The following is a 14,612-nucleotide window of genomic DNA, read 5'->3' as shown; positions in this document are numbered from 1 at the left end:
AATAAGGGAGTGATTTATTGGGTTATAATTAATTAAGAACTCAAAATGTATTCCAAATTCACTTCAATTTCATCATTGATATAGCTTTCTTCTAAAAGTGAATCGGATAACAATTTTTTGTTTTCCTGAAGTTTGATAATTTTTTCTTCTACTGTATTTTTAGAAATAAAACGAATAACATTTACTTTATTTAACTGTCCAATTCGATGTGCCCTTCCAACTCCTTGTTTCTCCGCAAAAGGATTCCACCATGGGTCTAAGAATAAAACATAAGAGGCTTTGGTAATATTTAAACCAACTCCGCCTGCTTTTAGCGAAATGAAAAATAATAAAGGATTTTCGTTTTCCTGAAACCTTTTTACCTGCTGTTCTCTCTTGCCGGCAGGAGTTTCACCTGTAATTTCACAAAACTCAATTTTGTTTTCCTTGCACCAATCTGTGTAAAAATGAAGATTGGTAACAAATGAGCTGAAAATGATTGTTTTTTGTTTTCCTTTTACTAAACTCTCCAGATAATTTGTCACTGCAATATACTTACCGGAATCAATTTCCGATTCCTGATCTACCATTTTAGGATGATTACTCAGCTGTCTCAATTTCATCAGCGTATTGATAATACTGATTTTGTCGGGAATTGATCCGTCTGTTTTAAGTAAAAAATTACGAGCTTTCGATTTTTCCTGTTCATATAATTTTTCCTGTTCAGGATCCATATCGCAATAATAAATCTGTTCCGTTAATTCTGGTAAATCCTTTAAAACCTGTTCTTTGGTTCTTCGTAAAATATAAGGCTGGATGAGGTTTTTTAATTCAGATAAAATAACTTCATCCTGTTTTTTCTCAATCGGATTTTTAAAATTCTCTGTAAAAAATGCATAACTGCCCAGAATATCCGGGTTTATAAACTGCATTTGGGACCATAAATCGTCAAGCGAGTTTTCTATAGGTGTGCCGCTCAGCGCAATTTTATGAGCTGTATTTATTTTATTTATAGCTTTAAAAATCTTAGAGTTTTTATTTTTAATGTATTGACTTTCGTCTAAAATTAAATAACGGAAATTATATTTTTCCAGAATCGAAATATCACGATGAACAATGCTGTAGCTCGTAAAAATCAGATCTGTTGAATCTAATCTGTTGGCTAATAATTTTCTGTCGTTGCCAACATACTGCATTTTTGAAAAATGCGGCGTAAATTTTCCTGCTTCATTGAACCAGTTAAAAACCAATGATGAGGGCAGGACTATAAGGGTTTTTAGGGGTTCTCTTTCTATTGTTGTTTCATTTTGAAACAAATCAAAATTTGTAGTTTTGGTTGTAAAACCTAATTGTTCTTGTACTGAAACCAAAACAGCCAAAGTCTGTAAAGTCTTTCCAAGTCCCATATCATCAGCCAGACAAGCGCCTAATTGCGAATTAAAATGACCCAATAACCATTTTACTCCCTCGATTTGGTAAGGCCTTAAAGTTGCCTTTAGTAAATCTGAAGCAGTATATTCTGCCTGAGAAATGACATCGTTTTTAATTTCCGTAATGGCATCTAAAGCAGTAAAATTACTTTTACGTAAAAGAAGGGCTCCATTTTCTGTATTCGCTAATTTTGCCAGCGAACCGTACTTACTAAACCATTCTAACGGAATCAAAAAATAGTTTCCGTCTGGCAGCATAAACAGTCTTTCCTTATTTTTTATATTCGGAATTATTTCACTGAAATTGATTGTATAAGTACCAATGGTAATAATTATTTTAATGTCAAACCAGTCGCCTTGTGTTTCTTTTGAAGCAGATACAGTATGGTTTGCTGCAATGATTTCTTTGCTTTCAAGTTTTAAATTCTGAATGGTAAAACCTAAATTTTCCAGTTTTTCTTTGTGATCAATAATGAACTGGATATTGCTGTAAGGGTCAGTATTTTCTGCATCAGAATTCAGTCCAAACAATTCATTTTTAATTTTTATTAAACCAATTTCAAGCAATTTTTCTGTATACAGAATTTCTTCAGAATTTCGTTTAAACTGAATTATTCTAGGTTCATTGGCAGCGCTAAAGTCAACAAACGAATGTGTTTTTTTAGTTTTACCGGCATCAAACAAATACCCGTTATAATCAAAATAAAGGTTAAGGTAATAACAGTTTTTAAAGAAATCATAAACAGGCTGAATTGTACAGGAAATAATGGTATCACGCAGCTCAATTTCAAAGCCGTTTGCTTCAATGTCAATTTTTTTGGCTATTTCGGGAATGAAATTCTTAAAATAATCATCAACTAATTTTGAAGGAATTTCGATTGATTTTTTCTTTAAAAAAGGCATCAGCTTTTTAGAATTAAGCACTTTTAGCTGGCCTAATTTTTTATTGATAATTACCCAGCCCGGTTCATCCAGAAGAATATCAATACTACTATCCATAGGCGAAAAAGTAGTTTCATTTTCTTTTAGGGACAAGGTATAAGTAACACCTTCTGCGTGTTTATCAAATTGAATTTGAGGTTCGAAATCGAGTGGCTCAATATTGACTTTAGAACGGTAAAAATCCTTTTCAGGCCCTATATTGACACATAACGGAAATTGTTCTTGTACAATTAGGCTGTAAAAGGAACTTAAATTTATTTTTAAATGCTGGCGAATCGCAAACTCAATCTTGGAATCTTTTTGCAGGTCAGCAATTGTTTTTGCTGATTTGATTTTTGTGCTGAATTTTTTGAAAATAAATTCAGGCTTTAAAGATTCGCAGGCTGTAAGTATCTTTTTTGTATTGTTATCTAAATTTTCAAAAACAATTCCGAAACTTTGAAGTATATCTCTTGTTGCTTTTTTGTTTAAGTATTTGATTTCATCGATTCCTTCAACAATATAGGCTGTTGGAAGGTAGGTATTCAGGTTTTTTTCAAAACTGATATCAAAACAGAACTGAAATGAATTTGTAGGTTCCAAGATTTGGGATTTGGTTTGGTTGTAATGGGAAAGCTTTGTAAAAATAAAAAGTTTTCAAAATAATGCAATTTGAAAACTTTTTAAATGACTTATATCTATGAAAAATGAATTGATCTAGTTTTCTTGTTTGAAGCAAAGCGGAATAATTTCGCCTTTTGCCAAACAATATTTTTCAACCAGTTCTGGTGAAATTTTATTGGTATAATCTTCTTCGATTACAATAAAACCAATGCTGCGTAACTTGTCAAAATAATCACGGCCATAAACACGTACGTGGTCGTATTGCCCGAATATTTTAGCGCGTTCTTTTTGATCTGTAATCGAGTCATCTGCAAAGGTAACTTCTCTGGATAAATCCTGCGGAATTTGAAGAATTGCCATTCCGCCCGGTTTTAAAACACGAAATAATTCCTGCATTGCTTTTGTATCATCCGGGATATGTTCTAAAACGTGATTGCATAAAATCACATCATATTCATTGTCTTTAAATGGTAAATTACAGATATCTGCTTTTACATCTGCCAAAGGAGAAAGAAGATCTGTAGTCGTATAATCAAGATTTTTTTGCTTGCGGAATCTTTTATAAAAAGCTTGTTCAGGAGCAAAATGAAGCACTTTTTTTGGCGCTGTAAAAAAATCAGTCTGGTCATTTAAATACAGCCAAAGTAAACGATGTCTCTCTAATGAAAGTGTACTTGGTGAAAGCACATTATTACGTTGTTTTCCGTATCCGTATGGTAAAAAAGATCTGAAGCTTTTTCCGTCGATTGGATCAGTATATTTATCTCCTTTTAATGAAAGAGCTAAAATAGGACGCGCCACATAACTCAAACGAATTAATAAAGGTCTTGGAATAGTATTTAAAATAAGTTTAAAAAGTTTCTTCACAGTTAAATAGATTTGAACACGAATTTCACAAATTTACACGGATTAACAGTGTGGTGAAATTTCACGAACCTTGATTTGGGTTAAAGTATTATTCTTTTGTATTTCAAGCTGTCTTCTCCAAAATTTATTAGTAATCCTAATTTGTTTTTCGAAGCAGCTAAATAATTTAATGTTTGTTTAATTTCACTTGTAGACAATGCCGTAATTGCTTTTAGTTCTAAAATAATTTCATCGTAAATAACAAAGTCTGCAAAATAATAGCTCGGTAAGACAATGTCTTTGTAAGCTATGTTATATCTTAATTCCCGATTGTAAGGGATTTCATTTTTTTGAAGCTCATATTCTAATGCATCACCATAAACTTTTTCACTATGTCCTTTGCCTAAGATTTTATGGACTTCCATACAGATTCCGATAATTTTATAGGACTCTTCTCTTAAATATAATTCACTCATCATTCAATTCAATCAATCATACATCATTTTAGTGAAATTTCAACAAAATATTTATTCGTGTTAATTTGTGAAATTCGTGTTATAATACAAGCGGCACTTGTCTGAATTCATCTTCTTCATTGCTTTCAATTCCTAAAGCCTTGTAGATGTATTGAAAAGTCGATAATAATTCTGGTTTACCGTCAACCAAAGCAACATCATGCTCAAAATGTGCACTTGGTTTTCCGTCAGCGGTCAAAATTGTCCAGCCGTCTTTCAATTGTTTGATGTTTCTTGTTCCCATATTGATCATTGGCTCAATTGCCACAACCATTCCCTCAACAAAAAGTTTTCCACGTCCGCGTTTTCCGTAGTTTGGCATTTCTGGTTCTTCGTGCATCTTTTGTCCTACACCGTGTCCCACCAGTTCACGAACCACACCGTAACCGTGAGATTCAGTATATTTCTGAATCGCATTTCCAACATCTTCAACGCGATTTCCTGCTTTAAACTCCCTGATTCCAGCATACAGAGATTCTTTGGTTACCTGCAAAAGTTTTTTAACCTCCGGAGCAACTTCTCCGATCTCAAAACTATAAGCGTGATCTCCGTGAAAACCGTTTTTAAAAGCACCACAATCTACCGATATAACATCACCGCTTTTAAGAGGAACATTATTTGGAATACCATGAACTACCTGAGCGTTTGGACTCATACAAAGCGAATTCGGAAAATCGTACAATCCAAGAAAACTTGGAACTGCACCATGATCACGAATGAATTCTTCGGCTAATTTGTCAAGATATAATGTAGTAACTCCTTCTTTTATTTCAGAAGCTATCATTCCTAATGTTTTGGATACGATCAAAGCACTTTCGCGCATTAATTCTATTTCTTCTCTCGTTTTTTGGATAATCATATTTTTCCCATTTTCAGTTCGCAAAAGTACAATTTTAATATAAATTTTTCGTCACGAATTTCACGAATTAGTACTAATTGAATATTAATATAAAAAATGAATTTGCCGAATTGATTTTTTTTAAAGTTGAAATAAAAAAATCAGTAAAAATTAGTGTAATTCGTAGCAAGTCTTTTTAGTTTTCAGTGATTTCTCAAAAACTCGATGCTCTTAACATTTATTAATTGACAGAAAAAACGTAAATTAGTAGTAAAAACATATTTATTATGGAAACTATTTCAGAACAGGATTTGTCCAAAGTAAAGGCTTTAAGGAAAATGAAAAGAAATGCTTTGTCACTTTTGGGTGTTGCAGTTCTTTTGTTCATAATTGCTATTTATTTCAAAATTCCGATGCTGCAGGCTTTTAGTGAGGCGGCGATGGTTGGCGGTATTGCCGATTGGTTTGCTGTTGTGGCACTTTTTCGTCATCCGTTAGGAATTCCGATCTGGCATACCGCCATTATTCCGACAAAAAAAAATGAAATTGGTGAAAACCTCGGAAGTTTTGTTTCAGAAGAATTTCTAAACCGTGAAAAACTGGAAATCAAATTAGAAGAATTCAATTTTGCCTCCAAAGCTTCAGATTGGCTGTCAGAAGAAACAAACGCAGATAAAATTGCCAGTGTGGTTACGGTAAACATCATTCCGGGTATTTTAAAAACAATAAGAGACGAAGACATAAAGCGATTCATCCAGGCTCAGTTTGCAGAAAAACTGGAATCAATAAACTTTGGAAATTGGGTAGCATTGGCTTTAGAACCTTTGCAAAAAGGAACTGTAAAAGATCAGCTGCTGACTAATCTTTTGGAAGTTATGAGTAGCGAATTGAGTAATAATAAGGATTTGATTCGTAAAAAAGTAAAGGCTTCGACGCCTTTTCTAAGTTTTGGTTTAGCTGATAAAAGTATTTCAGAAGGGGTTTTCAACGGATTGCAGGAATTTCTGGATGAAGCCAAAAATCCTGAAAGTGAAATAAGAATAAAAATAGATGAATACATTTTTAATTTTCTTGATAAGGTAAAAAACTCTGAGGAAATGAGAATCAAAATCAACAATATGATTCTTGATTTTGTGGGTAAAAAAGAAGTTCAGGATTATATAAACGGGATCTGGGACGAAATAAAATTATCTATAACAAATGACCTGGAAAAAGGTGACGAATCTTCTATTAAAAAAAGCGTATCGAATTTGATTCAGCTTTTTGGAAACGGTCTTAAGGAAGACACCATTATGGCTGACAAAATCAATAATTTTATTAAAAACGACCTGCTGTCTGTACTTTTAAACAATAAAAAAGTAATTGGGGACTTAATATCTTCAACAGTAAAAAGTTGGGATGGAAAAGAGGTTTCTGAAAAATTAGAACTCGAAATCGGAAAAGATCTTCAGTATATAAGAATCAACGGAACTTTGGTAGGAGGGCTAATCGGACTTATAATTTATGGTGTAGAACAATTATACCATTATTTTATAATGTGATAGATATAATTTTGTCATTTCTCCTTCGTCGAAAGGACAAGAAAGCCGTGATTTAGGTTGTGTTTAAAACAAAAAAGAGACAAATCCTGAAACTTGTCTCTTTTTCTATTTAAAAAAAGTGGTTTTTATAATAATGAATGACAAGTCATTGCAGATGGCTGCTGAACGCCCATTAGTTCCAGAATAGTAGGAGCAATATCTCCTAATACACCATCATTAATGTTTTTTAAATCCTTATCAACCAAAATAATAGGCACCGGATTTGTTGTGTGGGCTGTATTTGGGCTTCCATCAGGATTAATCATGGTTTCGCAATTTCCGTGATCGGCAATTACTATCGTAGTGTAATCATTTGCAAGAGCAGCTTCTATAACTCCTTTCACACAAGCATCAACAGCTTCACAAGCCAGGATTGCAGCGCTCATAATTCCCGTATGGCCAACCATGTCACCATTTGCGAAATTCAGGCAAACGAAATCTACTTCACCTTTGTTCAATTCAGGAATCAAAGCATCTTTTAGCTCATAAGCACTCATTTCTGGCTGCAAATCGTAAGTAGCCACTTTAGGAGAATTTCTTAAAATTCTTGATTCACCTTCAAAAGGAACTTCTCTTCCGCCTGAAAAGAAAAACGTTACGTGAGGGTATTTTTCAGTTTCAGCAATACGAATTTGTTTCTTTCCTGCTTTTTCCAAAACTTCACCAAGAGTTTCGGTAATATTATCTTTATTGTAAACAACCTTTACGTTTTGATACGTTTCGTCATAATTTGTAAGTGTTACATAATACAGGTTTAGCTTGTGCATGTTCTGCTCGTGGAAATCCTGTTGCGAAAGCGCTTCTGTAAGTTCACGCCCTCTGTCTGTTCTAAAGTTAAAGAAAATAACAACATCACCTTCAATAATAGTTGCCAACGGTTTTTCTTCTTCATCGACCATTACAATTGGTTCGATAAATTCATCGGTAATATGATTTTCATAACTGGTAAGAATACTTGCCACAGCATTATGAGAAGGTGTTCCTGTTGCATTTACAAGCAAATCATAAGCCAGTTTTACTCTTTCCCATCGTCTGTCACGATCCATAGAATAATAACGTCCAATGATCGAAGCAATTTTTACCGGAGTATCTTTAATATAATCTTCAAGGTCATGAATGTATTTTGCTCCCGATTTAGGATCAACATCACGACCGTCTGTAAAAGCATGAACAAAAACATTCTCTAAACCATATTCCTGAGAAGCATCAATTAATCCGCGTAAATGTGACGTATGTGAGTGAACTCCTCCATCTGACACCAGGCCTAAAAAGTGTACCTTTTTGTTGTTTTCTTTTGCATACGTAAATGCGTCTATAAGAACTTGTTCTTTAGCAAGTGTTTTGTGTGCTACTGCTAAATTTATTTTGGCTAAATCCTGGTATACAATTCTACCTGCACCAAGGTTCATGTGACCAACTTCACTATTTCCCATCTGGCCTTCTGGCAAACCTACGTTTAAACCATCAGTTCTAAGTTGTGCACTGGGATATTTTTGATAAAGACTGTTTATAAAAGGAACATTTGCATTGTCTATTGCAGATACTTTAGGGTCAGGAGATTTTCCCCAACCGTCTAAAATCATAAGGATTACTTTCTTGTTCATTATTTTTTTGTTTTCTACAAAGATAAAGCATTTATAAAATGTGCAAGTAAGCGATGTTACATTTATATTTAATAAACTGAACGGTATTGAAAAATAATAATTTAATTATTTAAGTCTTTATTTTTTAAAATTAATTCACGCTAAGCTCTTTTTCTGGCCTTATTTCTGACAGCATTATAATCTATAAAATATTTAACGCTAATTGAAAAAATGTGTTTTAAGGCATCATTTGTAAGCAGCCCGGTTACATTATTTTTAAAATCCTTGTCGATAATACGTTCAAAATTAGAAGCATTATTTCTGTACAAAGCAGAAAGCTGGCTTCCGGGAGCAAACCACCAGGAATAGGACAAATCTGCGTTCCAGGAATAAAAACTTGAGTTTTTGTTTTCAGTATACTCCGTATAAGGCAGCAGGCTTCCGTCTGGTTCAAGTTCCAGTATGTTTTTGTTCTCTGCAGAAGACCAGTATTGGCGAACAGACAGATTAAGAGTCATAGCACTGTTAATAGCATATTTTCCGGCAAGAGTATTAGCATATGTTATGACATTTCGATTAGCAAAGACAATTGTTTCCGGAGTATTTTCATTATCATCATTGTCATAACTATCAATATAGCCCTTGTTATTATTTTTTCTAAGAAAACTAAAAGTGTAAGTCAGTAAAAGTTTGTCATTAAAACGATACCTCGGTCCGATATCAACCCCATATGCGGCTCTTCCGGTCTCATCAGTTACTGATAATGTAGGGTTTAGGTCTAAAGCAAATTTGTAATTGTAATTGGTAGATATGCTCCCCCAGAAATCAAATTTTCTTGGAATGATTACATATCTATTATCTGTTCTTGGTTCATAATAATCATACATTTCTACCGGAAAAATAGTAATACCCATACCGTAATAATTATTTTTTACAGTAGTAAGATTCAAATTTGCATTTAAATTAGCTTCCTGAACTTTTCCTGAATCCTTATTGTGTTCACTATACATATTATAATTAATTCGGAAAGTATTAAAAAGTTTAGTCGGGTTTAGAATCCTGTAATTGACATTTCCGTAAAAGTTGTAATAGTTTTTATAGAAATTGATCCCAAGGTCATTAGGATCAAAATCTTTGGTTACAAAATCTGAACCTACACTGTAACGATAATTTCCGCTTGTTTCTGCAAAAGTAATAGTAGAATAAAAACCTCTTTTATCCTCGGTATCATTAATAGTACTAAACTTTGCATTTCCGTATAAATTATAAGTATTTGCTTTTGTGTTTAAATCCCATGCCAAACCTGCAACATTCGAATCCCTGTAATGGCCGTTTCGGGTAACATTTGTATTTATAAAAGATACTGACGAATTTTTGCGAAAACGCTGATCCAAAACCAAAACATTATAATTTGTTAGAGGTTCAACAATTTCGCGTCTCGTTTCGCCTGTTATAGTGTCTTTTATCGTTCCAAAAGTTTTTTCTGTAACAGCATTTAAAATCCCTACACCAAGTCCTTTTTTTGTTCTTCCCGAAACTTTTAGTGCATTTATAAGATTTACACTCTGCGGGCTTTCGATCATTTCTTCATTATCATTCAAATCAGGCTCAACAGAAGGAGTACCGCCAATTCTTCGGGAATAAAACATATTACCTTTGTTAAACAAATCTGTTCCCTCTGTAAAAAAAGCCCTGTTCTCATTAAACTGCTGTTCAAAAGGGCCAAGATTCAAAATCTGATCATCATATTTAGCCTGACCAAAATCAGGAATCAAAATAGCATCAAGTGTAAAAGCATCATTAATGCCATATTTAATATCCATTCCGCCCTTCATAGTGCCATACGTTTTTTGACCGTCGGCAGCATTTAAATAATAAGAAGCATACGGCATAAAAAACAATCGGGTAGGGGGCTTAATGTTTTCAATCCCTGTCAAATCTCCATTTTGTTGTGTAAAGGTTCCGATTTTTGTGTCAATTAAACTCCAGGTATATTTTTTTCGTTCGCGTTTTATTTCCCTAAAAAAATTAATTCCCCAGGTTTGTTTATTTTCCTCAGAGAAACGTAATGCTGCATACGGGATTTTCATTTCTACAATCCATCCTTTATCAGTTAAGGACGCTTTGCTCAGCCATATAGCATCCCATGAATAATCTTCGCCAATTGCATCTGTCATTATACAATCACCCTGCACATCAGCAGCCGAGACAAAAAACTCAAAATTTTGCTGACCGTCATTAAAACCATTTATAAAGACACCAAAAATATCGGCAGTTCCAAAATTGTCACGTTGAGAAATCTCTTTTAAAATTTTAGTAGGTTCATCATCATACATCATAGCGCCAATGTAAATAGCGTCATTGTTATATAAAACCTTAATTTCTGTTTTTCTGGCTTCCGGAATCGGTTTTCCGTTATCAGGTTCAAACATCAGAAAATCAGAAGCTATGGCTGCAGTATCCCATGCCTGTTCATCCAGTTTTCCATCGACAGAAATATTTTGAGAAATTGGTTGAGCCTGCAAGGTTTTCTTTTGGGCATGAGTCCACAAAGAGGATAATAAAAGAGTAAAAAAAATTATTTTCTTCATATTTTTAAAAAACATACTTTTCTCCGAAAAGTAATATCAGTGTAATAGACACCGTTTTTTTTCAATTGTTACAGCTTAATATAATAAAATTTCAGATATCAGATTTATATTATTCCCATATTATGTTATAAGCATTCCATATCGATTGTATTTTTTGTAAGTAAATATTTAGTAAAATTAGTTAAATTATGAATTTATCCTAATTTTTTCCTTCCAAATTGTTAAAGTTTAAACAAAAATGCACTGATTTACAAGGATTTATTTTGTCAGCCATGTTTTTTTTATACTTTTGTCAAGCCCAAATTTATTATTAACCTAAAGGAATTCAATGATTTACAAAATTTATCCACTTGTGGTGTTTTTGCTATTATCTTTTGGTAAAGATTCAAAAAACACAATCGAATTAAAAACTGTAACTACAAAAAGTTTTGCTAAAGTAGAAAAAGTTGCAATTGACGTTAAAATTGAAAATGCATATCATGCATTAAAACCAAACAATTTTGCATTACCTGAAATTAAAATCTTTTCTGAAGCCTTAAAAGGTTTTTACCTTTTGAAAGAAAGAGGTGCTGTTCAAAAAGATATTTTGACTTTAATTGATTTTAGTTTGTCATCCAATACCAAACGTCTTTGGGTAATTGATTTGTCATCTAATACTATCTTGTTCCAGTCTCTTGTAGCACACGGAAGAAATACGGGAGAAGAATTTGCATCAGCATTTTCAAACTCAAATTCATCTTTCAAAAGCAGCCTAGGATTCTATGCTACCGGCGAAATTTATCAGGGAAAACACGGTGCTTCATTGCGTTTAGATGGTTTAGAAAGAGGAGTTAACGACAATGCCCGCGAAAGAGGAGTTGTGGTTCATGGTGCAGATTATGTGTCTGAGTCTTTTATCAGAAATCATAAAAGATTAGGAAGAAGCCAGGGTTGTCCAGCTCTTCCTGTTGAATTAACAAATGAAATAATTCAGACGATTAAAAATAAATCGTGTTTGTATATCTATCATCCGTCAAGAAGCTTTACGATGGAACAAAAGCTATTCTCTTAGTTTAGCATACAAATCTGAATCAAGATTATAAATATCAGCTCTGAAAATGAGCTGATTTTTTTTGCTCCATGCTGTCCAGTACCATTGATACAAAGCATACTTTTTGGTGATTTTTATATAAGTCGTCTTTTTGGAAGCGATGATCGTGTCAATTTTATCTTTGGAGTAGTTCTCATAATCATCCAGAATATGCTCAGCAACTTCTAATGGGTTTTCTATTCGAACACATCCTGAACTTAGGGAACGGTTATTTCTTCCAAAATAATTTCTGTGATTGGTATCATGCAGGTAAACACTGTGATGATTTGGAAACATAATTTTCATTAATCCCAATGAATTATTGTAACCGGGACTTTGTACATAACGATATTTACCGGGGTTGTTTTCGTTCCATGCCTTTGGGTCTACAACTTTTCCTGCAGAATCATAAATAGTTATGTTTTTCTTGGCCAGATAATTTCTATTGCGTTTCATTGCCGGAACAACATCTTCCTTTAATATAGTAGGAGGAACCGTCCAGGTTGGGTTAAATACCACAGACCGTAGCTTTGAGGTGATAATAGGAGTTCTTCTTTTGCTTGTTCCTACCACTACATTTCGCACCAAAGTTGTATCTTGATTTTCAACAACATGTAAGCTGTAATCCGGAATATTGATAATAAAATAACTTTCTGAGAGTTCATTATTATACCATCTCCAGCGTTCCAGATTTGCAATAATTTGTTCTTTTCTTTTTTGTTTAGAAAAGTTTAAAGCGCTTATTGTTCCTGCTCCGATGACTCCATCTGCAGCCAGGCCATGTCTTTCCTGAAATCTTTTAACGGCGTCAAATGTTTTTTGATCGTATTTTTTTGTGAGGCTATCGCTTTTTCCGGACATATCCTTCCAGAACAAAAGTCTTTTTTTAATATTGATTAAAGAGCTGCTCGTGTCATTTAAAGTTATTTTTACTTTATCAGGAGATGGGATCTTCCCGATATCTGCATCATCAGGAAAAGTATTGATAATTTTAAGAGCTTCTAATAATTGCTTGTAGGGCTCAGCTTTTGACTGGCAATGTTCAGCAATACTGTCTAATTTGTCGGTATTAAAAGCTTTTACAAGAACATTGTTTACATCAAATGTTTTCTCTTCCAAATCCCAATTCGTATATAATTTTTTGGGATCCAGTTTTCCTTTATACAAATGAGTTAAGTATAACTCGAAATTGTAAGTTAATAAAATGTCGTAAGTAGCTAATTCAGAATCTTTTAAATTGCTAATTCTTTTTTCGAATTTTTCCAGCGTCGAAGATTTATAATCATCCGGATTTAAGCCCAGTTCGTCTGATTTTTTTAATAAAGACAAAACAAAAGTTCTTTTCTTAAGATTTCCCCAAACCGTTTTATTTTCAGAAGATTGATAAAACTGCTTAAGAGTTTCGCTTTTAAAAGCATTTAGTGTAGCAGTGTCAATTTGTACTTTTCTTTCATCTGTAAGTATAATTGCAGGGGTTTTAAATGTTTTTACCGGAGCTTTTGGAGATTCTTTTTTGCAACTGATTAAAATACTTATTATTAATAAAAAGTAAAGTTTCTTCATTTTATATTTCTTTATACATTAAATAATGTTCGCCTACATCTTTTATATCAAAAGGTTTGCCAACAGTTTGGTAATTGAGTTTTTTGTAAAAGCCAACCGCTGCGGTTCTGGCATTAAACCATATTAGTTTAATATCTTTTTCGATGCAGAAATTTTCGCAGTGTTTTACCAAAGCCTCTCCAAACCCTTTTTTTTGATGAGATTCCAAAACCGCCATTCCGCGAATTTGTGCCTGATTTTTTTCAGCAAATATAGAATTGATTTTTGTAAATAATGAAATTATTCCTATTAATTCCCCTGAGTTGTACAATCCAAAATGGTAAGTGTCTTTTAGATCATCTCCTTCAAAAATGCAACTTTCGATAGGTTTTCCTTTTCTAAGAACAGGCTGGCGGACAATATAAGTTTCTTTTGAGGGTATTTCTTTAATGATATTCATAATATGTGAAAAAAAATAAATATATAACTTTTTAGTTTTAAATGCGTTATATAAAAATATTGTTTTAATTAAATTTTTTTTGAAAAAAAGCTTGTTTTGAACTTAACTTATTTTTTATATTTGCACCAGTAATGCGAAAGTAGCTCAGTTGGTAGAGCTCCAGCCTTCCAAGCTGGTTGTCGCGAGTTCGAGCCTCGTCTTTCGCTCTAAAAACCGGAATTTAATTGTTTCGGTTTTTTTGTCAAAATTAAATAATTTTTGATTTTTGTTTTTAAAAAAGAATTAATTGTTTATATTTGCACCCTGTTAATGCGAAAGTAGCTCAGTTGGTAGAGCTCCAGCCTTCCAAGCTGGTTGTCGCGAGTTCGAGCCTCGTCTTTCGCTCTTCAAAATCCTCAAACATTGTTTGAGGATTTTTTGTTTTAAAACTAATTCTAAATCCCAAATTCCAATTTTAAAAAAATTTTGACATTTGTCGCTAAGATTGGAATTTGGAATTTAAAAAGGATCAGGTGCAAAGCTTGGATCAGGTGCAAAGCTTGGGGATTAAGCAAAAAGATTAGATAATCTGAATAAGAAGAAATCTACTTTACGCACTCCTCTAAATTGACTTCTAAATGCTTTTACTTTAGCA

General features: G+C 33.2%; 10 protein-coding genes and 2 tRNA genes. 4 read left to right on the top strand and 8 right to left on the bottom strand.

Features of this window, described 5'->3' with window-relative positions:
• Nucleotides 1-32 precede the first annotated feature (32 nt).
• From JOD96_RS21980 to map, 4 genes are all read right to left on the bottom strand, one after another.
• On the bottom strand, nucleotides 33-2,933 hold the full coding sequence (locus JOD96_RS21980; protein WP_209566383.1) for a DEAD/DEAH box helicase: 2,901 nt from the start codon (nucleotides 2,931-2,933) through the stop codon (nucleotides 33-35).
• A 114-nt stretch (nucleotides 2,934-3,047) separates the two neighbouring features.
• A complete protein-coding gene (locus JOD96_RS21975) occupies nucleotides 3,048-3,821 on the bottom strand; it encodes a class I SAM-dependent methyltransferase (RefSeq protein WP_209566382.1) in 774 nt (257 codons plus the stop codon).
• A gap of 80 nt (nucleotides 3,822-3,901) precedes the next feature.
• Nucleotides 3,902-4,276, bottom strand: coding sequence for a GxxExxY protein (locus JOD96_RS21970; protein ID WP_209566414.1), 375 nt, complete (start codon nucleotides 4,274-4,276; stop codon nucleotides 3,902-3,904).
• Between the two features lie 79 nt (nucleotides 4,277-4,355).
• Complete coding sequence (gene map, locus JOD96_RS21965) at nucleotides 4,356-5,174, bottom strand: type I methionyl aminopeptidase (protein WP_209566381.1); 819 nt, start codon at nucleotides 5,172-5,174, stop codon at nucleotides 4,356-4,358.
• A gap of 266 nt (nucleotides 5,175-5,440) precedes the next feature.
• Here map and JOD96_RS21960 point away from each other — a divergent pair, with 266 nt between their 5' ends.
• Nucleotides 5,441-6,694 (top strand): DUF445 domain-containing protein, encoded by a 1,254-nt coding sequence (locus tag JOD96_RS21960; protein WP_209566380.1) that lies wholly within the window; start codon nucleotides 5,441-5,443, stop codon nucleotides 6,692-6,694.
• 125 nt (nucleotides 6,695-6,819) lie between these two features.
• On the opposite strand, the gene gpmI is transcribed toward JOD96_RS21960, so the two are convergent.
• Together gpmI and JOD96_RS21950 are read right to left on the bottom strand one after the other, a co-directional pair.
• The gene (gene gpmI / locus JOD96_RS21955) at nucleotides 6,820-8,337 is read right to left on the bottom strand and encodes a 2,3-bisphosphoglycerate-independent phosphoglycerate mutase (protein WP_209566379.1); all 1,518 of its coding nucleotides are present in this window, start codon (nucleotides 8,335-8,337) and stop codon (nucleotides 6,820-6,822) included.
• Between the two features lie 140 nt (nucleotides 8,338-8,477).
• Nucleotides 8,478-10,907, bottom strand: a complete 2,430-nt coding sequence (locus tag JOD96_RS21950) for a DUF5916 domain-containing protein (RefSeq protein ID WP_209566378.1) — start codon at nucleotides 10,905-10,907, stop codon at nucleotides 8,478-8,480.
• Between the two features lie 328 nt (nucleotides 10,908-11,235).
• Here JOD96_RS21950 and JOD96_RS21945 point away from each other — a divergent pair, with 328 nt between their 5' ends.
• Nucleotides 11,236-11,958 carry a murein L,D-transpeptidase catalytic domain family protein gene (locus JOD96_RS21945; protein ID WP_209566377.1) on the top strand — a complete coding sequence of 241 codons (723 nt, stop codon included), beginning with the start codon at nucleotides 11,236-11,238 and terminating at the stop codon, nucleotides 11,956-11,958.
• On the opposite strand, the gene JOD96_RS21940 is transcribed toward JOD96_RS21945, so the two are convergent.
• Together JOD96_RS21940 and JOD96_RS21935 are read right to left on the bottom strand one after the other, a co-directional pair.
• Nucleotides 11,947-13,539, bottom strand: a complete 1,593-nt coding sequence (locus tag JOD96_RS21940; protein WP_209566376.1) for a murein L,D-transpeptidase — start codon at nucleotides 13,537-13,539, stop codon at nucleotides 11,947-11,949. The two genes, JOD96_RS21945 and JOD96_RS21940, sit on opposite strands and share 12 nt — an antisense overlap.
• Before the next feature lies 1 nt (nucleotide 13,540).
• Entirely contained in the window at nucleotides 13,541-13,978 is a 438-nt protein-coding gene (locus JOD96_RS21935; RefSeq protein WP_209566375.1) for a GNAT family N-acetyltransferase, read from the bottom strand.
• 133 nt (nucleotides 13,979-14,111) lie between these two features.
• Between JOD96_RS21935 and JOD96_RS21930 the strand changes: the two genes are divergently transcribed.
• Both JOD96_RS21930 and JOD96_RS21925 read left to right on the top strand, forming a co-directional pair.
• Nucleotides 14,112-14,184: transfer RNA gene (locus JOD96_RS21930), tRNA-Gly, on the top strand.
• A 105-nt stretch (nucleotides 14,185-14,289) separates the two neighbouring features.
• Nucleotides 14,290-14,362 (top strand) — tRNA-Gly (locus tag JOD96_RS21925).
• Nucleotides 14,363-14,612 lie beyond the last annotated feature (250 nt).

Source organism: Flavobacterium sp. 1355 (assembly GCF_017833415.1).
Lineage (GTDB): Bacteria > Bacteroidota > Bacteroidia > Flavobacteriales > Flavobacteriaceae > Flavobacterium.
The sequence above is the reverse complement of the archived record's forward strand: the minus strand, read 5'-3'. Positions and strand labels throughout refer to the sequence as shown.